A 19,578-nucleotide genomic window follows, 5' to 3' on the forward strand; every position below is an offset into this window, starting at 1 on the left:
CGCAAGCTGATAGCTATGCATATCCAGGAGATGAACTCATAAGCCATCAGAACATAATATATTGTATTCATCCCTTTGCCGTTTCATCACTATTACTGCCATCCTGACTGTCATTATTAAAAGACAGACTCAAGGTGTAACTATTTCCTTCGCTGTCAAAGAAATAGATGTCGATGTTGTTTTGCTCCTCCGAACCGGATGTAAAATAAAGCCTGAAAGTTTCCCCGTCCAGGTTATAATAATCATTGGGTTGGAATGTGGTTCCGTTATCAAGTTTCAAAGTACCTTTACCATCACTCTGAAAATACCGAAGTCTATAGGAGGTATTTTGATAATACCCGCTGCGCTCTATTTGACAACGGATTTCAGCGGTTTCACCTATTTTGAGCTTCTTGGGCACCGGAAGGTGAGTAACCTTGAATTCATAAGACTGCTTAAGATCAAGATCGTCGCTACAGGCACATGCTATTGCAGCAAGCAATAGCGTATATATCATATAACATGCAAATTTTTTCATTTTTATATCTTTAAATAATTATATAAAAACCTTCCGGCATTAGTTGATAATAAACTTTACCCCCATATTCAACTGGAAATGGAAATCAGAGACAGAAGAAGAGGGCAGGAAACGTTCCCGCGTTGCGATAATCAATACAATCCGGTCGGTCAGATAAGTTTCACTTTCCAGTGTGATGGCTCCGCCATAAATAAAATTATCTTCGTTCTGTATTGTTGTACCGTCTTTTAGTAGTCCCTCTCCCCAGTTGACAATTTCATAACCACCAAGTAACGATACTCCCAACGACAAAAAGAACGTTTTGGATTTATCAGAAATGAACTTGAAGTAATGTCCTGCTTCTGCAGTGAATTGCGATACGGGTATGTATATATTCCCATACTGATGATTCTTCTGTAAATATTCCCCGCCGAATACCCATCGGTTACCGTTTTTAGTATAAGTGGTCATAGCGGCCCCGAAGCAAAATGCCTGTCCATCCTGTTTACCTAGCTTAAAGCCATCGACAACTCCTGCCGTTACCTGTATACCTCTCATTCCCGGCAGGTATCGTTGGGCATGTGCCTGTCCGAAAAGGGCAAGGCACAATACTGTAATTAATATAGTGACTCTCATGGCTTATTTTATTTTTAATTCGTTAATCGGTTCGGCTCTCACCAAATCTTCATTCTCAATTACAAAAGACTGATTCCGTCCACCGTTTTGTTCGTAGAGATCAATGACAAGTTGTTTGCCGTTAGGCATGGTGATCTTGTCAATGGCAAATACGGTGCGTTCAATAGACTGTCCGTTTACCCGTGTGACGTAATTATGTGCCCGTACCGGAACAATAAGTGTTTCCTGAACGGCAGTCCGCTTGGTAACTTTTTTGTCAACGATCTTGAAACGCAGAAAATCGATATCATAAGGTACGTTGGTCGAATTCTTAATTTGCGTATGCAAATACAGCATTCCGTCATAGGCATAAATACCCTTTAAGAGAAACTGAATTCCGAACTTCTTGCTGCCGATATGCTTATAGATGCGTTTGTCGTTGTCATAGATGGACTTCATAATCAGCTTGACAAGCTTGGGCGTTTCTTTTCCTAGCTCTGTCAGATAAATATCCAGCGAATTATTCGGACGGTTTACCGCTTCCCCGTCATGGGTAAAATCTTTCATCTCGATATTCAGTTTCTGCGGTTCATCGGCATATTTGACGTTGAACGAATAAAAACTGCCTTCATCGGTAACGACCGAGAAATTTGTTTCGGTGGCGAAATCCCGTATAGCGGCTTTTACCCGCAGGATGTTATCCACACCGTCGGCTTTTCCGGCAACGATATTGGCAGAACCCAGATCTACATAAACAATAGGAGCGGGGAATATCAGGTGCACAGTCTTGTCGAAAGTGACCTCAATGCCATGTGGAGGTATCATCCTGTCATACATAATCTTACGGGTAAGTCCGTAGTATAAATCACCCGTAGAAGGGCTGGCTCCTTGTTTGATTCCATCCGGTTCAGGGATTTCCTGCATGTGTTTCTCTGAAACTGGATTGTTTTCAGTGTTTTGTGCAAAAGTCGATATAGCTGTTATGCAAAATAATAAGACAAAAAATAGATTTTTCATATACATTTCAATTAATAGTTTATGACAGATTATTTATAAGTTAGTTATTGTTTTTCAGGATATAACAACACTTTATGTCCAGATTTGAGATTTATTTTCACCATTCTGATCTTCTTGGCAAACAGTTGGGAAGCTCCCTGTATCATGCCTTTAGTTAGGTCGGAAGCAATCTGTGCTCCAGCATTATCGGTCATGGTAAAACTTGTTCCCATGCTATTGCCCATATTGGCAGCAACCTCCTTGAGTGCATCCAGTTCCATCGAAGCGGGTACATATACTCCCTTAGTCCCATCCGTATCATAAATACTTATTTTTACGGGATAAATCACTCCGTCATATTCGATAGAGGACACCTGCAAGCCTAGCCGCTCTCCCTGCAGATTGGCATTTGCCGTAAGGATAGTATTAACAGGAATAGTAGCATCATCGACGACAATAGTTTCCAGCAGCCTTATAAATACGCTTTGTCCGCTCATAACGGTCTGATCACCGTGGATACAGGCTTTAATTGTATTTTTGTCGTTCTTGTTATCGTCACTTTTTAAAGTATTAAAACTAAAATTTCGCGGTTGGTCATAAAGTGTCATCAGTTCATTATACGAATAAGTCTGCTTCAAAGCAGATACCGTCCTGTCCTGTGCCTGTCTGATAGGGGAGATCTTTACTTTCTCATTACTGTTTTTCGATGATTTGACTATTTTATTTTTCAATTCTTGAGCTCCGGTTCCGGCAGGTTCGTCGCCTGCTATTCCTGTTTCATTCGGATACTGTACATTGCCTGTAGTTTGTGCCTGTGGCATGTACCTGGCTGCCAGTTCATAAGATTTTTCCATCAGGGCGATTTGCTCATCCATAGCCGACTGCTTGTTTCCCTTATCGGCAAGCTTATCCTCCAACTCCTGCAATTTCTTTTTCATCTCTTCCTTTTCAGAATCATATGCAGGCTTTTCATAGAAAGTACCCAGTGTCCGGTTGATATCCCTATATGAAGAAACCGAGTTTTCTATAGCAGTTTGTCTTTCGGGTTGCGGCTGTGGCTTAGAATCTTGTTCAATCAAGTCTATTCTGTCGTTGCTACTATTTCTAGAGTCAAGCATCGATGAGTAGTCCTGCAGGTTTGCCATCTCTTTGGAATGTCTCTCTTTCAGGCTGGCCTGTTCGTAAGCCTCCCTCTTGTCCTCTATGATATCATTGTTGGTGGGGTCGGGAATTTTGTCATTATAACCTATTCCCTGTTTGTCTTTCTCCTTTTCATCCGAAGAGGGCTTGAAAATTAACCATATACATGTAATAAAGACAAGTCCCATCAGGGCGAATACCGCATATTTCTTAAGCTTTTGCTTTTTATCCTGCCTGTTGCTCATAATATTTCAGTATATCCTTTAAAATGTTTCGAATACTATCCTGTGCATCCCCTTTTTTATCTGCTGGAAGCAGATCTATAGGGCTATCGATAAGTTCCGGCTCTTTCATGGAATCAAGCTTTTCGATGATCGTTTCCAATCTTTTTTCAAGAAGCTGCTCTATTTTATCCGTTTTCCAGTATAAGAGACTATTGCCACTGTCCACTTCTTTCAGCCGTGTCCCTCCCCATACCATTGCGCCACAGACGAGTAGCGTAAGAAATGTCAGGATACCGATCCGTCGTTTAATGTTTTGTTCGTTATTAAAACTCATTCCAATTATTTTTAATGGTTAATAATACTGTCAGGACTAAGCTCCTGACTCTTCAGATACATCTCTCTGATGCTGTCGAAGGCACTCTTTAGGATATCGTTTCCTGTGTCAATATCCACTTCAAAGCTGTTATACTCCATTTCCGGCTGAATCTTTTTCCGATATCCGGATCCGGAAAACAAGAGGTCAATAACAATCCCCGCCAGTGAACAGCAGAGCAGAATAAGGATCCAGCTCCGTAATAGATAATTGTAGCTAATCCGTTTCATCACAACTTCCTTTCAATGAGTCAGCCAATAATGCGTTGTTTCGTTCCACGATTTCCGGGCGGCCGATATGACGAATCTCCAAAGAGTTCTTGCTGTTATCGTTTTTACTCATACTTTGCACGGCCCTGAATGTCATATATAAGTTCGCTAGTGTACCGATAAGGAGTATAGACAGGACGAAAACTAGTCTTTTGTCTGGGGTTATCTCTCCGACGATCCTTTTCAGCAGGTCTTCAAGGGTGTACCCGAATTCTTTTATTCGTTCTTTCATGTCAATTTTTTTTATCGTTTGATTATCCGTACGTCCTTATTTTCTTTCACTTCGAACCCTTCGATGAAAAATCCATGTGGATTATTCTCTGAGCGGGAAGAGTTCATCAATTTACAGTTGGTTACCAGGTTTCTTTCAGTGATGTTGCTTTCCCTGATAATCATCTGTCTGGCATAGGTCATTACATCATAAGGATATGCACTGAAATTGCAGATAACGCTGTCGACCTGTATATTCTGGATGATATTTCCGGAAATTACCCGGTTATAATATCCTTTCTCCGAGAGATCTTTGTAGTAATTGAATGCGCTGCGGTCTGCCAGTAACAATGCTCTTTGTATATTGCTTTCGATAGCCCCTTTTTCTGGAGCCAAGGTAAAGAACAGCTCATGAAAGCGTTTGACATGTTCGCGTGCTTCAACCGGGCGGTTTTGTGACAGGTCTTGCGATAGGGCCAGCATCAGGGATTTGCCATTGTCCAGTACATAGATCTTTTGCCGTTGTTTTTCTGCAAAGTCATAGGCACTATAAATCGAGTAGCCGGTAATAATAGCGCACAAACAGACAAACACAATAGCAAATACACGTAATTGCCTGAAACTTGTTTCTATATTTAATAAAGATTTAAATTGCATATTCAGAATTTTGTTTAAGTTGATAATTTGTGACAAAAGTTATTGAGAGTTATTGTTATCCCGGTTCTGCTTGTGGCCTCTGACACTTCGAACCAGTGCACCTGCTCCTTGCTTTAGTTTTCCTCCAATGGCGGCAGCACCCTGTCCGGCATGTCCTGCAATATTTCCTGCAGCAGCCCCGGCAAGTGCTCCACCTATGGCACCACCTTTCATTGCAGCCGTATTGATTCCTCGGCTCATCGCCCCACCGCCTCCGGCTTGCACAATCCATCCGGCAACCGTAGGGATAGTGAAGTAGCCGATAATACCTATCAGCATAAAGATTATATAGATAGCATCCGATGAATCCAGGGAGAAGTTGGGATCTGCAGCCATTCTGTCAATGTCATTTTTAAGCATCAGTACCTGTATGCGGGCTAGTATACTGCTGAACAAGTCTGAGACAGGTAACCACAGATAAACCGATATATAGCGCATGAGCCATCCGGTCAGAGAAGATTGGAATCCATCCCATACGGCAAAAGCAAAAGCAATCGGGCCTAAAATAGAGAGGACTATCAGGAAAAATGTCCGGACAACATCGATCACCAGTGCAGCTGCTTGAAATAATAACTCTAATAGATTCCGCAGGGCCTGCTGCATCCATTTTTTCAATTGAAACATCCCTCTGTCTATATATAATCCTGCTTTAGCTCCGACATCTGTAATTCCCAGTTCACTTAATTTCTCCTCAAAGACATCATCATCGACCAGATATGCTGTTTCCGGATTACGCCTTTTGATTTCATATTCAAGTTGATCCCGCTGCTGGGCATATTGTCTCATATCCATCGTTTGCGTTTCCATCATTCCATGAGTTCCCTGTACAATAGGGCTCATGACGCTGTTGATGGTTCCGATTACAATCGTCGGAAAGAACATAATACAGATTCCGATGGCAAACGGGCGAAGCAGTGGAAACACATCGATCGGTTCGGCTCTCGACAAGGATTGCCAGACACGGTATGCCACATAGAATAAGGCTCCCAATCCGGCAATACCTTTGGCTATGCCGACCATATTACTGCATAGTGGCATCATATCGTCATAAAGCTGCCGCAGTATCTGATGTAAATTATCAAAATCCATGGCTACCAGTATCTTTCGTGAGGATTACCATACAATGAAAGGATGCGTTCGGTCTCCCCTTTCTTCTTCGCCCTGAGATATGAAACACCAATATTCTTGTTGGTATAATAGTTAACCAGATTTTTATAATTCAGGGCTTCCTTGTAGCAATTGTCAACCACATCCATCCTATCCTTATCGCTTAAGGAGAGGGTGCTGATATTGACGACTGTTTTTAACTGGTCTAAAATGATACTGCTTTCTTCCAACAGGATCGTATATCCTTCGGCAATGGCATTTAATTCTTCAATGGAGAAACTGGGGTCAGCCATCATTTTTTGAAAACTATTCACATAGATACCGGAGATTTCACCCACAAGCAATATCGTTTTTTGGACTTTACGGGCATCCTTCACTAAACCGTTTACAGCTTTTAAGGCATCATAATACTGCTTGGACTGATTGTAAACCTTTTGAACCTCCTGAAAATTTTTTAACATATTGCTCGCCGTCGATGAAGTCTGTACAATCTGTTTGCTGGTATTGACGATACTTTGTGTGAAATTACTGGGATCCCAGACTGTCCATTGGGCACTCATATTCGTTGTGATGAGCAAAAAACCCACCCACAACATAAAAATCTTTGTTTTCATGCTGTTGAAATTTTTGATTAATAAATTATCCGATAATAGGGGTGTGATGCCGTCTGCCGCGGTATCACAATCCGCTTAATGTTTGCCTGTTACCCTGCAATAGCCGTTATTCCAGAACAACATTTCCATTTGTACCTTCTTCCCAAGCAGTTATTCTTACATCTCCGATACGCAGTTCATTTCCGCTGAGCAGTACATCATACGTGTTCTTTGTTCCCTGTTTCCACTCTGTTCCGGCAGGTACTTCCCATGTGTAATCCTTTCCGTCTATATGAAAGGATACGACAACCTCTGCGGCGGAAGATGTACGCTGTGTCGGAATCAGCAAAAATTTGACAAAGCTGCTCTCATCATCCGATTTTGTATCCGGAATAACCATAATGGGAGAACCGTTTCGAAGGATGTTCCTGTCAGCTCCCGATAAACCGCTGATTTCCCCTGTTTGGATATCTAACTTCCCACTGTAATAAACAATGGATTTTTCCGGAGCATTCTTCACAGTGACCAATTCCAACCGTCCCTGCCAGGGATAGTTGGCTTTGTACATATTGAACTGCACCAAAGCACATGCATGGTTCATTGTCAGGTTTACCACCTTGTTATCTTTATTCACGGCAGCTTGTCCCGGGGTATGAGTTCCGTACATGTAATCAGTTACCCCGCTTTGTACCGGGATTTCCATGCCGTTAGCATTACCTGAACTGTAAGGATAATACGCATAGACCACGGCATTGTGCGTATAAAGGTTTACTGCCGGAGTCTGTAGCCACAGGCCTTCTGTCAATGTCGAAAGAATATTCGAAGAAACGTCGGATGAATAATCTTCCCCCAGATTTCCTTTTGTGATGAACAACCCCAGGCGGTTACCATCTGTAAACTGTGAAACAGATATACTTTTCAATGATTTTGCCAACGGGTTTAATCCGGTTTGAATAACAAGTTCAGAAGAACTATCTTTTGCGGTTTCCATGGTGTCGTCCTGATCACAGGCGGTAAAATGAACAAGGATGAAAAAAAGGGACAATAAATAGATAAATAGAATTTTCATAGGGCTCGTTTTTAATTACTATTTAATAAATGATCAAAGTAATGGCCGGAGTAGGTAATACCCCGCCCTTGTTATTAGTACAGGTCTACATCTTCTCTGGCTCCGTCGATCCAGTCAACAATCTCAATATTCGTCACATCCAGTGTCGCACCGTTGAGTGCAATGTCGTAAGTGTATTTGTATCCTGCCTCCCAGGTATATCCTTCCGGGACTTTCCATGTATATACACCTCCGTCGATGTGAAAATCAACGACTATATTACCCAGGCTTCTGTTTGTTGATGGCAGTACCATGAGCTGCTGATATTTGCTTATATCCATATCGGGTACATCCGGTATGATAAGCAGGCCTTCCTCATTTCCGATGACTGCTGGTTCATGCCTGCCGTAATAACCTGTGACAACACCGGTTTCCAGATTGATTGTCCCTCGGCTGTACATATCCGTCATTTTTGCATTACGGACTTCTATCTTAGTCAGTTTACCTGTACCTGTATAATATTCTTTATGCAATTTGAACTCCAACAGGGACAAAGCATGTTTCATACTTAAGCGGACGCTTGTATTGTGCTTATTTATTTCGCTTTGTCCGGTAGTGTGTGTCCCATACATATAATCCACCTGATCGGTATGTTGTACAAAAATCTCACCGGCTCCATTCCCAAGATTTTCCGTATAAGGGTAAAAAGCAAAGACCGTAGCGGGATCTTCTCCCAGTTTGACTATGGGGTTAAGTTTCCATTTTCCGGATTTGAGTTCTGCCTTAACATTGTTATAAGGCCCTTGCGGATAATTATTCCCCAATGTTCCGCTTGTAACAAAGAGGCTTAATACCGATCCTTCGGTAAAGCTACTGAGGGTTGTTTTGGTCGAACGCAGGGAGGGTTGGCTAGCAAATATTTCCGTTTCAACACGTAATTCTGCCGTCCGGCCCTGTACCGGGTTTGCTGTCGTATCATCGTCATTGTTACAGCTGTAAAAGCTGGAAACAGAAGCGGCTATAACCGCCATTGATATAAAACTCTTTTTCATTGTTTTAAATGATTAAATAATTAATAATCCGGCTATAGTGCGGACTTTGGTGCCTTATATCCGCTATATAGCTTTCTTTCAGCTTAATACTGAATCATACATTGTTAATAGTAGGGTATGTATATTTTTTCGTATCCCATATCACTCCAGCCTTCTATCTGTACATATGCGATATGTAATTCCCTTTCACTGATAAATACCTTGTAGGTGTATCTCTTTCCACTTTCCCAGGTAGTTCCGGCAGGTACGGGCCAATGGCCTTTAAGCCCTTCGAAATAGAAATTGAAATGAATATCACCTTCATACTTCACTTCACGAACGGGTACAACCATCAATCCCACTTTCATGCCGCTGTGGATGAACGGGTTCTCCATTTGCCAGCCGTAAATAATTGCCGGCTCATGGATCTCTTGCGGATATGTCAGACCGCCTGATCGTATATTTAAAGCCGCCCTACTGTAAAGGGCATTCCCGTCGACAGATATAAAATCGATATATCCGAATTCCATTTGCGGGATGTATTCAAACTCAAACTCGATCAATGCCAGTGCATGCCTCATTTCCAGATGTAGATTCGGAGACAGGCGGTTGACCGTATATCCCGAACTGTACAAGTAGTCTGTACCGCTGGTATGCTCTATACTGAATGACGCAGGATCATTGTTTGCAGGATCATTGTTTGCCGGATCATAAGGGTAATAAGCATATACATCGCTATTGCCGGTAGGCAATAGAACGATATCATCCAGATACCATTGCGGGTTTATATAAGTCAATCTGTGTTGTGATAAACTTTGATTCCGGTATATGTACAAGCCTAGTTCATCTCCCGGATCAAAATATGACTTATCCCCTGAATTGTTTATCGATTTGATGCCAAAGTCCACTTCTGTTACTGATAAGGCAATATTTTGCTGTTGCTCGCTCCCGGTCATGTCCTGTTCTTCACATCCGCAAAGAAGAGCCGTCAATGAGATTATAAATAAGTCTCTCTTTTTCATAAGCGTTTGCCCGTTTCTGTTAATACGACCTTGATATCCCTAGTTGATGATACAGATTTTGATGACCTGTTCAAGGCAACCATTTCAACCTCATAGGTATATTGCATCCCTTTTTCCCACCTGCATCCTGGGCCTATAGGCCATGTATAGATCCTTCCATCGATAGTGAACTCGAAGATCAGGTCTCCGGATAGCTTTGTTCGTTGCGTAGGAATAATCAAAATCCGGACATACTCTTTTTCGTTCGAATAGATATCGGGAATCTGCATATTTTCAGGCATAATACAAGCCTCATCATAATATTCCTCCAGCGGTTCTATCTCTCCTGTTTCAACAGACATCCTGCCCCTACTGTGCATATGACGTATTCCATCGGCATTACGGACCGATATTTTTTGTATAGAACCTTCCCCGTAATAACCGTTTTTTATGAACCGGAACTGTACTAAGGCCATTGCATGTTTCATCAGCAAGAAGACATCCGGCTCACTCCAACTGACAGACCCGTCTATAGGGCCGCCATACATATAATCAGCCTGTGAATCGTGGTCTACATCGATATATCCGTTATAGTTATCCTTCAGGTTCACATGATCGTTATGGCGGTAAGGATAAAAAGCCTGTAACCTTACCGGATGTATCGGTAATAATACTGTAGAGGATAATTCCCACCAATAATAATTATGGGCTGCGAACAGGAACTGTGACCCGAAATAATATTCCGGCAGATATAAACCGATTGTATCCCCATCGGTAAATTCGCTAAGGGTTCCTCTTCCGGGATTCTGCCTGTCGCTGTATACAGCTGCCGATTTCAGGTTCATCTGCCTGTTTTCCGTCTCCTCTTTATCCGACAAATTATCCGTACACGAGAACGATACCAAGGCGGTTAGTAACGATATAATTAAAATCTTTTTCATCATTTCATCTATTAAAATTTACAGATCAACAACTCCTCCGTCAGAAACATTCCATCCGGTAATTGTCACTTCAATACCCATTATTCCGAGCCGGATCTCGATAGTAATATTGATAATACGAGTCGTAAAATCGCTAAATACATCCGTCAGATCGACAGTTTCCCTGTATGTGTTTCCATCGGGTACTTGCAAGGTAATATCCAGCAGGTTATCTATTCTGCCTTCACCCTGCTTATCCGGATTAATCCCGAACACCCGCAGATCAGACGAAAATACATTGTCTTTCTTTTCATTTCGTTGTGTGATGAATGCCAGGCGTGCGGCAGATTCCAATCCGTCCAGTTGCTTAAAGCCATACATATAGGGTATGCCGGAAAGCTCACCGTCAATACGTTTTACTTCCGTTTGCGTACCATTGCCAAGTACGATAAAATCAATATTAATTTGCCGGACAGCAGGTTTTAGCACAGGTTCGCACAGCCCCCTTTCAAAAGGGGGAACTGTCAGATCATCATTGGCAGCATAGAAAGCGGGAGCCTGAACAGTATATAGCTTTCCGTTTTCCTCCGATACCTTTAAAACAGCTTTTGCCGTTTCAGGGCAATCCATTCCGGATAAACTGATATCTGATAATCCGTAAGAATTAAATGCCAGCACCTTGTAACTTACCGCCTGTACCCCCTTTACCAACGTATCTGCCGAAATGCGGTAGCTGTAATTTGCCTGTGGAGACAGCAAATATATATCCGTCAAGGCAGGTTTGGTCCCATCCTTAACCAATCCGGACCAATCCGGCTTTATTTCAACATCGCCATAATAGGTACAATCTTCGGAAAAGTCTATCAGGCTACAGGAAACTAACAGCATACTGACGATGACTAAACCTGTTATTCTTAAATTTTTCATATTCGTTTTTTTTAGAGGTTATCACCTTCCATATCCAGATTATATGCCTTAATGAGCTTATTAACCTCGGGATCGAGCCTGCCTCTCCAGCGTTTTGCCGGGTCAAGTTCCACCGACCGCCGATAGCGGCTGACGGCTTCTTCTATCTTACCTAACCGTGATGCCACTACTGCCAGCAGGTATTCACCGTTCGCTGTTTCTGTTTCACCCGTCAGGATATTGTATGCTGCCTGATCGTAGCCAAGGCTCATCAAACAGATTGCCGTATTGTAATCGCTATATTCACTCAGTATCTGTAAGGCTTCACTATACCTGCGTTTTGCCATCAGGTTCATTCCTTTTGCATACACTGTATCCGGTTCAGTTGTGTGAATGGTATCTTTTATCATTCCTTTTCGATGCACATGAAAGGTAAAGTCGACAGCCCGGAGAAGTGGATACAGTTTATCCCTGACAGATTTATAGTCAACCGGATATTTTTGCCTGATATCCGCTTCCTTCCTATCAAGATCACCACCCGAAGCGATAATGTCCAGAATAGCTTGTTTGTTATCGCTGATAATGGAGTCCCGGATAAGGATACTTAGATTTTCCCAATCCTCCCCTTTGGGATATGGTTTCAACATGCCTGAGAAGCCTTCAATATCTGAAAGTTCCCCAGCCAGGTATTTTCCAATGGACTCCGCGCGCTGTTTAGAAAGCAGCATGTTGAACCTAAAACTCCCTTCCGGCGAACAACCGGCTATCATAGAGATGCTGTCTATCACAAACTCGCCTGTTCCGGTTAACTGATCAAACATCTCCTGTACCTTGTCCAGCTCTGAACGGTTGTTTCCCAGTCCGGCATCCACATCGGACTTGCCTGTCTTGAAAATGATATTCGCCCGAAGGGTAGACGTGGCTTTGCGTTCGATAATCTTCCGCATATAGCGTGGAACAGTATCCAAAAACTGGATCATGGAAGAAACCACATAATCGAGCGTATCGGAATGAGGTAACAGGTGGCTCTCTCCATGAATGGATTGGGCGTATCCATCCAGGTATATTTTCATTCTTCGGCTGTCCTCATCCGCCGACACTTGTTGCTTGTAATAATATTCGAACTTTCCTTTGTTGTAGATCACTGTATCCAACCGGGCCTTGTCGTTCTTCGCAAACCTGACCATTTCGGCAAAAGCGATATGTCTGTTATCGATCAGCTTTTGGTTTTCTGCAATCTGCCTGTTTTTCAGAAATCGTTTTTTCAGGAAAACCGAATCGGCAGACGTCACAGGGGTATAATCGTTTATAAAACCGATAATGTATTTTTCTTTCCGGTACTTCCATAAAGAATACTCCGGAGAAAATTCCCGTAACAGGTGAAACATAGGTAACAGGTTTACAATCTGGTTGTATCGCTTGTTATAGATCGCCGCAATATGAACTGTATCCCGTCCAAAATATTCATAACGCTCTTTTATTTCTAAAAAACTCATTTTCTTTTTCAGCCGGCTTCCGTTGCGGTACATCTTCTGATTAAAATATTCGTAACGCCTGTTCAGCTTTGCCTTATACTTCGAATATCCTGCATGATCCATCGAATCTTTGTATACCCGGCTCAGCTCCGAACGGTTATAACGGTCTATATAGCGGTGAAGTGCTCCGGTTTTTACAAAGTATTGTTCGAACAGGCTGTCAGGTATAATCTTAGAAAGGTACTTGTCAAATTCGGCATATTGTTTTTGCTGTAGTTTTCTGAAATCAGGCCCACTTATTACCAAATCTTCAAAATCGAAAATATTACCCGCCTTGATCAGATGCGGCGTGAGGTTTAGTTGCCATCTACTGTTAATCAACTCTTCGGGAACCGAAACGATAAAGTCCACATCCACTTTACCGAAACGTTCCGGTACATTTTTCATCTTTGCTGTAACAGTCACCTCGCTGAGCTGTACCGAGATTAAAGAATTCCCGTCTTTATCGGTTTCTGTACGTGCGTAGGCGGTCTTATTTCCCAACCTGTCCTTCATATCTATTACATCAGGCAGTCTCTTATTCTTACTTTTATCGCTTGTCTCTTCTACAGGTTGTACAGGTAAATGGATATTGGCACGCACCTGGTGATCCATGCGTTTACTTCCACAGGAAGAAAACAAGAATACGATAAACAGGATTAATGGCAGGAACAGATAAATGAAGGGGTATGTAACTATCCGTATATTCATAACCGTATATATTAAAATAAATAGATTAATGATAGGGAGAGCTTGTTAGGAGCGGCTACCCAGCGAGAGTATTCTCCTTTTTTGCGCCCGCACTGCTCACATTCATATTCGGTATAATCCGCCCATACAAGCCCGATGCCCCCTTCGATTTCCAGATTCCAGCGTGGCGATAAGAGCCACGCATAGCCTGCACTGATCCCCATTCCGTAAGCCTGCCCTTCATATCGGCTGTCCTTCCATATGATATGGTACTTCGATCCGGTGGCATTTACCCCTATAAACCCATTCACATAGGATTCCAGCAACCAATAACGTATGCCGGGCAAAACCGTGAAGTTTTGTAGCTTCTTATTGTCCTTAAATACAAAAGGATTATAATAAACAGGTAGGTGCAATGACCATTTACGGTCAAGAGTCATACTTATTTCTGCATTGATGGTAGCTGTTCCCAAAGCCGGAATGTTCGTACCCAGTGAATAGAACTGGGCGTGTCCCCTGATTGAACACAGCAGAAAAAGGATAAGTAATATATATTTGAATAAGAACTTTTTCATATTTTCTTCTATACAATGGTTAATTGGGAATTAAATCGACAGATATACAAGAACACAGCGTGGCATCAGTTCTGCTTTGCAGCAAGGATAGCTTTCCGCATAGGTTGATTTCATGTGTATCAGGTCTGTATTCGATAAATATGACATGCCCGTCTATGGTAAAATATATCAGATCTTTGTATGAACTGATAGGGTAATTTATATCGGGGCTCTCAGGTAGGTATCCGATATCGCATACACTAGCGTGATAGCCCTCTTTTTGCTTTTTAATAGAAACACAAATTCCATGTTCCTGACTGTACCATTCACCGCAAATACTACTGAGTACGGATACCGGTTTAATAGGCTCAGCATACTGGCTTTCAAAAGCTTTATCTGCCAATAACGGCATTAGAGCCGCCAGTTGCTTCATAATATTGCTCTGAGAGACAAGCAGAGTTAACAACTCTTTCGTATAGTTTTTCTTTTTAAATAATCCGAACATATTGTTTAATTTTAGTTTGTTAGTTTTTACTTCGTTTGCTTTCAGCCAACTGCTTAATGGCCAGTTCAATATTTCCACCCAACTTTTCCGCCAGTTGAAACAGTTCCAGTTTTTCTGTTTCCTCCGTCGTATAAGTCAGGTACTCTTCCATAGAAACCTCTGTCGCATACACAGCCGATTGCACCCCGCCGAGTCCGATCCAAACCTCTTTGTATTTCCGGGAAGGATCATTATCCATATTGATGGAGAGTATCTGTGCCCTTTCTTTGTCGGTAAGCCCGAGCATGGTCTGTATGGCATCGAACTTGTTCATATATTTACGTTGGTCGAGCAGTATCTTGCAGTCCGAGTTATTGATAATGGATTCCTTGACGATAGGAGAGGAGATAATATCTTCAACCTCTTGGGTCACCACGATTGCCTCTCCAAAAAACTTCCTGACGGTTTTAAAAAGGTACTTCAGATATTCTGCCATGCCCTCTTTGGAAATGGCTTTCCAAGCCTCTTCCAGCAATATTAACTTACGGACACCTTTCAATCTCCGCATCTTGTTTATAAAGGTTTCCATGATGATAATAGTGACAATCGGAAACAGAACCTTGTTATCCTTAATGTTATCCAACTCGAAGACAATGAATCGTTTACCTAAGAGATCGAGCTGCTTTTCCGAATTTAACAAATAGTCATATTCTCCTCCGCGATAATACGGCTCCAGCACATTTAAGAAATTATAGACATCAAAATCCTTTTCCCGTGTCTTTTTTTCTTCCAATATCTTTATATAGTCATCCCATATAAACTCGTAGAATGTATTGAATGAAGGAATAATGGACTTATCCGATCTTAATTTCTCCAGATAAAGGTTCACGGCATTTGAAAGGGCGACCTCTTCCGCACGTGTCGGGGATTCATCGTCGCGCTTCCATAATGTCAGGATAAGTGTCTTGACAGATTCTCTTTTTTCAATATCGAATACCCCATCATCGGTATAAAATGGATTAAAAGCAATCGGATTTTCTTCCGTGTAAGTGAAATAAACTCCGTCCTTTCCATCCGTCTTATTATTGATCAGATTGCATAGTCCGAGATAGGAATTACCAGTATCAACCAATAGGACATGTGTCCCCTGTTCATAATATTGGCGGATCATATGGTTGGTAAAAAAAGATTTGCCACTACCCGAAGGCCCTAGAATGAACTTGTTACGGTTCGTGATGATCCCGCGTTTCATAGGGAGATCGGAAATATCCAGATGTAGTGGCTTACCTGTTATCCTGTCTACCATTTTTATCCCGAAAGGAGATAATGAACTCTTATAGTTTGTTTCTTCAGTAAAAAAGCATAGGGCATGATCCAGAAAAGTATAAAAACTTTCTTCAGCGGGAAAATCCGCTTGATTGCCCGGTATGCCTGCCCAGAAAAGGGCAGGCAGGTCAACAGTGTTATGCCGGGGTTTACACTCCATTAAAGCTAACTGGGAACCGACATCATTCTTGATGCGTTTAAGTTCTTCCCTGTCATCAGCCCATGAAATAACATTGCAGTGGCAACGCACCGATGTCAAGCCGTAGCTATGTGCTTCATTGAGATACTCTTCGATCCACTCGCGATTGATCTGGTTACTTCTGCTATACCTTGATAATGAGTGCATATTACGTGCGTTCTTTTCAAATCGTCGCAGGTTCTCCTCCGGATCATCTATAAAAATATATTGATTATATAGGTGATTACACGTTAAGAGTACCCCTACAGGAGCAGCAAAGGATAACAGGCAGTCACTCCGGTCAGTAGATAGACGTTCATAACGGATATCTGTTTCCACGACTGAGGGCAGGTCATCAACATCCGAAAGCGTATGCAGACACAGGTATTTATCACCTATCCTTATCTCTCCCGCCTGAAGTTCTATATCCTGTAAACAAGTGGTATCTTCCTGTGATAAAGAGAAATATTTTTCAATAATACCTGGCTTATTATCCGTACCGACAATATCATCCTTACCTAAGTGCTCTATTTTGATGAATCCACTATCATTGATAATCCGTTCAAACTGTTCAGCCGCTTCCAGAAACTTTATCGCTGTATCTTTATCCTGTACTTCCTTCGGTACGAGAAATCCACGGCAGAGCGTATTGAAATTACTCTGCTGACGCATCCGTTCTTTGGTTGTCTTTGTCAGGAACAGGAAACAAGTGTGATTCAAGAAAGGGCGCTCATTAAAATGCCTTTCAAAAGAACGGCTTAAGAAACTCAGGTCTTCCTTTTGTACCTCCGGTTTGTAATTTTCCTGTATAAACCAGTCCTGTTTAAGGATGATCGAATAATCGGGAAGTACTTTTATTGCTTTTAGCCACGAAGCATGCATAACCTCATATTCAGCGGAGGTTACGGAAAACAGTTCCGGCAGTTCCACCTTATAGGCTACTGTCAGATCCGCATCCTTTGAGATGATACAATCCTGTTCGACCGATAACAAAGGAAATTTACTTTCCAGTGTGGCTGCTTTTAATATGTTTCTCATTGTTTTCTGGGTTTAGCGTTTTTGAATATCCGTCTGAAAGCAATACGGTTGATGATATATCGCGGATGGTTTTTCAGTGCCATTCTTTTCATCAGGCCATGTTCCCCGTATTTTTCATTCAGGTGAAAAACCGACCAGACCAGAACTGCGGCACTAATTACTCCGAAGCCTATACATACTGTCTGGCTGATGCCTATCATATACATGATGACAAACACAATGAATACCGACAGCAATCCTCCGGCAAATATGAAAAGGTACTGGCTCTTCAGCCCCTTAAATTCTGCTGGTTTTCCAATCCCTTTATTTATTGTATATTCAGCCATACTTCTTTTCTTAATAAGATTAAAGAAAGAATGAGCGCAGGATAGTGGCTGCTACAATGAGGAAGATACAGGCACCGAACCAGGATGCGGCAGTTTTTGAAGTATCGGGATCACCGGAGCTAAATTTCCCGTAAACTTTGACGCCCCCGATCAGACCGACTACGGCACCGATTGCATAGATCAACTTGGTTGCAGGATCGAAGTAAGAAGTTACCATGCTGGTAGCATCCGTAATACCCTGCATGCCGTTACCTTGTGCAAATACACCGATAACGGTAAAGAACATTGCATAAAGAAGAATGATTTTTTTCATCGCAAATAAGTTTTAATTAAACAAAAATGAATTGCGATATCAAAAATATATTGCGTAAATACTTAATATATAAGATTGTCCTTATGTGTCTGCCTATAACCGCATGTGTCCGTTCTGTGGTGTTAAATTGAGTTTGTATAATAGAGTGTTCTCTTCGACGACGATTTATCAGAAATCTGTTTTTTAAAATTCTCGGTTCTTGTGATAAGGTTTCCGGACACCGGTTGATTCTTTGATTGACAATTTTAGCATATACTTATGTAATTTTGATCTGAAATAATAAAGAGGGTGTGCCTTGCGACACGGCCCTCTTTCATGCGAGTCAAAATTCCTGTTATCAGATATATTTACTCATGTCGAAACCCTCTTGTTTCTTAGGAATGTGTAGTTCCTGTCCCTCCCCGATGCTATCCATCAGTTTTTTTGCTTTGGCAGCACATTGAGCCTGTAACATGAATATGGACATAAATCCGGTTCCCTCTATTGTCAGCAGGACATCCGCCGCTGCTTTTTCCTGTTCCGGGTTTATCATATCTGCAGATAACACATTGAATGTTTCCGTCAACTTTTCAAAGCTTACTCCTGTGGACACTTCTTCCGATACCATGTCATTCTCATGGGAAAACATTTCGGGATCTTCTTCCTCCAGCATTTTCCGGATGTCTTCAGCTGTATCCATATCGATATCATCAGGTAGTATATCCTCTTCTTCTTCCACATATACCGGCTCTGTCTCCAAGGCTACACTCAGAAAAGGTTTCTGTGATCTTAGTTTGGGTAACTCCGTGATAAATTCTGTTTTCGTTAATCCGACGATATTTTCCTTTCCTTCATGTTGAATAGCCATCCGGGGTATTGGCGCTGTTTGCAACTTGCCGGCTTTCTCTTTTTTCTTATTTTTATCCAGTCGGTATGCTTTGATATACAAAATCCGCAGTACCCGGCCAGTACAATTCAAAGAGCGGGATATTGCCTCATGGAATAGGAACAGCAATTTCTTAAGTGCTATAAGGAATACCTTCAGAGCCTGAAGTATGATAACTATGCAAATAAATAATGCTTTCATATTTTTATTTTTTATATAACCTGTTTATAAACTGAAGCACTATCTCATCGATTTGTTCCCCATATTGTTCAAAATGGTGAGCAAGGACATTGTTGATAAAACCGGCAATGCTGAAATTATCGGTAGTCTTGATTACCCTCATGATTTGCCGGTAATTTTCCTCGTCGATCTGTATGGTACTTGCCCGCCTTGGTACTATTTCCGGCCTGCATAGGAAAATATCGGAATAAGTAAGCCTGCTTCTCTTTCGCCTGTTCTTTGCCATTTCCTGGATATCCGGGTCACTATCTTCCTGTTTTGTCACCGGGGGAATATCTGCGGCGCTCTTTGTCTCTGAATCTCCGGAGGAAATGACGGAAATGACGTCTTTTTCGGGATCGGCCTTCCTCGGAATCTCCCCGGCCATCATCATTTTAATCTTCTCTTCATCGACCTGTATTCTGTCTTTTATCTTTGCCATAATT

The 19,578-nt window shown here is 41.9% G+C and carries 23 protein-coding genes; all 23 read right to left on the minus strand.

Going from position 1 to position 19,578, the window contains the following annotated elements:
- Positions 1-67: 67 nt before the first annotated feature.
- Entirely contained in the window at positions 68-517 is a 450-nt protein-coding gene (locus PKC55_RS10295) for a TraQ conjugal transfer family protein (RefSeq protein ID WP_291124670.1), read from the minus strand.
- Between the two features lie 39 nt (positions 518-556).
- A complete protein-coding gene (locus PKC55_RS10300; RefSeq protein WP_291124668.1) occupies positions 557-1,132 on the minus strand; it encodes a conjugal transfer protein TraO in 576 nt (191 codons plus the stop codon).
- Positions 1,133-1,135: 3 nt separating this feature from the next.
- On the minus strand, positions 1,136-2,128 hold the full coding sequence (traN, locus tag PKC55_RS10305) for a conjugative transposon protein TraN (RefSeq protein ID WP_291124666.1): 993 nt from the start codon (positions 2,126-2,128) through the stop codon (positions 1,136-1,138).
- Between the two features lie 44 nt (positions 2,129-2,172).
- Positions 2,173-3,492 (minus strand): conjugative transposon protein TraM, encoded by a 1,320-nt coding sequence (gene traM, locus PKC55_RS10310; protein WP_291124664.1) that lies wholly within the window; start codon positions 3,490-3,492, stop codon positions 2,173-2,175.
- Positions 3,473-3,805: a hypothetical protein gene (locus PKC55_RS10315; RefSeq protein WP_291124662.1), complete on the minus strand. Its 333-nt coding sequence runs from the start codon at positions 3,803-3,805 to the stop codon at positions 3,473-3,475. The genes traM and PKC55_RS10315 overlap by 20 nt, the downstream gene beginning before the upstream one ends.
- An 11-nt stretch (positions 3,806-3,816) precedes the next feature.
- Positions 3,817-3,945, minus strand: a complete 129-nt coding sequence (locus tag PKC55_RS10320; RefSeq protein ID WP_291124660.1) for a hypothetical protein — start codon at positions 3,943-3,945, stop codon at positions 3,817-3,819.
- A 115-nt stretch (positions 3,946-4,060) separates the two neighbouring features.
- Positions 4,061-4,345 carry a TraL conjugative transposon family protein gene (locus PKC55_RS10325; RefSeq protein ID WP_291124658.1) on the minus strand — a complete coding sequence of 95 codons (285 nt, stop codon included), beginning with the start codon at positions 4,343-4,345 and terminating at the stop codon, positions 4,061-4,063.
- 11 nt (positions 4,346-4,356) lie between these two features.
- Entirely contained in the window at positions 4,357-4,980 is a 624-nt protein-coding gene (gene traK, locus PKC55_RS10330) for a conjugative transposon protein TraK (protein WP_291124656.1), read from the minus strand.
- A gap of 39 nt (positions 4,981-5,019) precedes the next feature.
- Positions 5,020-6,108, minus strand: a complete 1,089-nt coding sequence (gene traJ, locus PKC55_RS10335) for a conjugative transposon protein TraJ (RefSeq protein ID WP_291124654.1) — start codon at positions 6,106-6,108, stop codon at positions 5,020-5,022.
- 2 nt (positions 6,109-6,110) lie between these two features.
- On the minus strand, positions 6,111-6,740 hold the full coding sequence (locus PKC55_RS10340) for a DUF4141 domain-containing protein (protein WP_291124652.1): 630 nt from the start codon (positions 6,738-6,740) through the stop codon (positions 6,111-6,113).
- A gap of 106 nt (positions 6,741-6,846) precedes the next feature.
- Positions 6,847-7,788 (minus strand): fimbrillin family protein, encoded by a 942-nt coding sequence (locus PKC55_RS10345; RefSeq protein WP_291124651.1) that lies wholly within the window; start codon positions 7,786-7,788, stop codon positions 6,847-6,849.
- A gap of 74 nt (positions 7,789-7,862) precedes the next feature.
- The gene (locus tag PKC55_RS10350; RefSeq protein WP_291124649.1) at positions 7,863-8,819 is read right to left on the minus strand and encodes a fimbrillin family protein; all 957 of its coding nucleotides are present in this window, start codon (positions 8,817-8,819) and stop codon (positions 7,863-7,865) included.
- Between the two features lie 104 nt (positions 8,820-8,923).
- Positions 8,924-9,820, minus strand: a complete 897-nt coding sequence (locus PKC55_RS10355) for a fimbrillin family protein (RefSeq protein WP_291124648.1) — start codon at positions 9,818-9,820, stop codon at positions 8,924-8,926.
- A complete protein-coding gene (locus tag PKC55_RS10360; protein ID WP_291124647.1) occupies positions 9,817-10,740 on the minus strand; it encodes a fimbrillin family protein in 924 nt (307 codons plus the stop codon). The genes PKC55_RS10355 and PKC55_RS10360 overlap by 4 nt, the downstream gene beginning before the upstream one ends.
- Positions 10,741-10,758: 18 nt before the next feature.
- Entirely contained in the window at positions 10,759-11,646 is an 888-nt protein-coding gene (locus PKC55_RS10365; RefSeq protein WP_291124645.1) for a hypothetical protein, read from the minus strand.
- Between the two features lie 11 nt (positions 11,647-11,657).
- Entirely contained in the window at positions 11,658-13,850 is a 2,193-nt protein-coding gene (locus tag PKC55_RS10370) for an OmpA family protein (protein ID WP_291124643.1), read from the minus strand.
- An 11-nt stretch (positions 13,851-13,861) separates the two neighbouring features.
- On the minus strand, positions 13,862-14,404 hold the full coding sequence (locus PKC55_RS10375) for a DUF3575 domain-containing protein (protein WP_291124641.1): 543 nt from the start codon (positions 14,402-14,404) through the stop codon (positions 13,862-13,864).
- Between the two features lie 19 nt (positions 14,405-14,423).
- A complete protein-coding gene (locus PKC55_RS10380) occupies positions 14,424-14,888 on the minus strand; it encodes a hypothetical protein (protein ID WP_291124639.1) in 465 nt (154 codons plus the stop codon).
- Between the two features lie 19 nt (positions 14,889-14,907).
- Positions 14,908-17,409 carry a TraG family conjugative transposon ATPase gene (locus tag PKC55_RS10385; protein WP_291124637.1) on the minus strand — a complete coding sequence of 834 codons (2,502 nt, stop codon included), beginning with the start codon at positions 17,407-17,409 and terminating at the stop codon, positions 14,908-14,910.
- On the minus strand, positions 17,406-17,735 hold the full coding sequence (locus tag PKC55_RS10390) for a DUF4133 domain-containing protein (RefSeq protein WP_291124635.1): 330 nt from the start codon (positions 17,733-17,735) through the stop codon (positions 17,406-17,408). Before PKC55_RS10390 ends, PKC55_RS10385 begins: the two co-directional genes overlap by 4 nt.
- Before the next feature lie 19 nt (positions 17,736-17,754).
- Positions 17,755-18,048 (minus strand): DUF4134 domain-containing protein, encoded by a 294-nt coding sequence (locus PKC55_RS10395; RefSeq protein WP_291124633.1) that lies wholly within the window; start codon positions 18,046-18,048, stop codon positions 17,755-17,757.
- Positions 18,049-18,385: 337 nt separating this feature from the next.
- Positions 18,386-19,114 carry a DUF4122 family protein gene (locus PKC55_RS10400; protein WP_291124631.1) on the minus strand — a complete coding sequence of 243 codons (729 nt, stop codon included), beginning with the start codon at positions 19,112-19,114 and terminating at the stop codon, positions 18,386-18,388.
- Between the two features lie 4 nt (positions 19,115-19,118).
- On the minus strand, positions 19,119-19,574 hold the full coding sequence (locus tag PKC55_RS10405; RefSeq protein WP_291124629.1) for a DUF3408 domain-containing protein: 456 nt from the start codon (positions 19,572-19,574) through the stop codon (positions 19,119-19,121).
- Positions 19,575-19,578: the final 4 nt, after the last annotated feature.

This window comes from Dysgonomonas sp. (assembly GCF_035323175.1).
Taxonomy (GTDB): domain Bacteria; phylum Bacteroidota; class Bacteroidia; order Bacteroidales; family Dysgonomonadaceae; genus Dysgonomonas.

What these genes read in the sequence shown, in the direction of transcription:
- traK (WP_291124656.1), bottom strand. Translation starts at nt 4,980, where the DNA reads ATGCAATTTAAATCTTTATTAAATATAGAAACAAGTTTCAGGCAATTA.
- traM (WP_291124664.1), bottom strand. Translation starts at nt 3,492, where the DNA reads ATGAGCAACAGGCAGGATAAAAAGCAAAAGCTTAAGAAATATGCGGTA.
- PKC55_RS10395 (WP_291124633.1), bottom strand. Translation starts at nt 18,048, where the DNA reads ATGAAAAAAATCATTCTTCTTTATGCAATGTTCTTTACCGTTATCGGT.
- PKC55_RS10375 (WP_291124641.1), bottom strand. Translation starts at nt 14,404, where the DNA reads ATGAAAAAGTTCTTATTCAAATATATATTACTTATCCTTTTTCTGCTG.
- PKC55_RS10340 (WP_291124652.1), bottom strand. Translation starts at nt 6,740, where the DNA reads ATGAAAACAAAGATTTTTATGTTGTGGGTGGGTTTTTTGCTCATCACA.
- PKC55_RS10400 (WP_291124631.1), bottom strand. Translation starts at nt 19,114, where the DNA reads ATGAAAGCATTATTTATTTGCATAGTTATCATACTTCAGGCTCTGAAG.
- PKC55_RS10390 (WP_291124635.1), bottom strand. Translation starts at nt 17,735, where the DNA reads ATGGCTGAATATACAATAAATAAAGGGATTGGAAAACCAGCAGAATTT.
- PKC55_RS10320 (WP_291124660.1), bottom strand. Translation starts at nt 3,945, where the DNA reads ATGGAGTATAACAGCTTTGAAGTGGATATTGACACAGGAAACGATATC.
- PKC55_RS10315 (WP_291124662.1), bottom strand. Translation starts at nt 3,805, where the DNA reads ATGAGTTTTAATAACGAACAAAACATTAAACGACGGATCGGTATCCTG.
- traN (WP_291124666.1), bottom strand. Translation starts at nt 2,128, where the DNA reads ATGAAAAATCTATTTTTTGTCTTATTATTTTGCATAACAGCTATATCG.
- PKC55_RS10385 (WP_291124637.1), bottom strand. Translation starts at nt 17,409, where the DNA reads ATGAGAAACATATTAAAAGCAGCCACACTGGAAAGTAAATTTCCTTTG.
- PKC55_RS10300 (WP_291124668.1), bottom strand. Translation starts at nt 1,132, where the DNA reads ATGAGAGTCACTATATTAATTACAGTATTGTGCCTTGCCCTTTTCGGA.
- PKC55_RS10325 (WP_291124658.1), bottom strand. Translation starts at nt 4,345, where the DNA reads ATGAAAGAACGAATAAAAGAATTCGGGTACACCCTTGAAGACCTGCTG.
- PKC55_RS10295 (WP_291124670.1), bottom strand. Translation starts at nt 517, where the DNA reads ATGAAAAAATTTGCATGTTATATGATATATACGCTATTGCTTGCTGCA.
- PKC55_RS10345 (WP_291124651.1), bottom strand. Translation starts at nt 7,788, where the DNA reads ATGAAAATTCTATTTATCTATTTATTGTCCCTTTTTTTCATCCTTGTT.
- traJ (WP_291124654.1), bottom strand. Translation starts at nt 6,108, where the DNA reads ATGGATTTTGATAATTTACATCAGATACTGCGGCAGCTTTATGACGAT.
- PKC55_RS10350 (WP_291124649.1), bottom strand. Translation starts at nt 8,819, where the DNA reads ATGAAAAAGAGTTTTATATCAATGGCGGTTATAGCCGCTTCTGTTTCC.
- PKC55_RS10370 (WP_291124643.1), bottom strand. Translation starts at nt 13,850, where the DNA reads ATGAATATACGGATAGTTACATACCCCTTCATTTATCTGTTCCTGCCA.
- PKC55_RS10405 (WP_291124629.1), bottom strand. Translation starts at nt 19,574, where the DNA reads ATGGCAAAGATAAAAGACAGAATACAGGTCGATGAAGAGAAGATTAAA.
- PKC55_RS10360 (WP_291124647.1), bottom strand. Translation starts at nt 10,740, where the DNA reads ATGAAAAAGATTTTAATTATATCGTTACTAACCGCCTTGGTATCGTTC.
- PKC55_RS10380 (WP_291124639.1), bottom strand. Translation starts at nt 14,888, where the DNA reads ATGTTCGGATTATTTAAAAAGAAAAACTATACGAAAGAGTTGTTAACT.
- PKC55_RS10355 (WP_291124648.1), bottom strand. Translation starts at nt 9,820, where the DNA reads ATGAAAAAGAGAGACTTATTTATAATCTCATTGACGGCTCTTCTTTGC.
- PKC55_RS10365 (WP_291124645.1), bottom strand. Translation starts at nt 11,646, where the DNA reads ATGAAAAATTTAAGAATAACAGGTTTAGTCATCGTCAGTATGCTGTTA.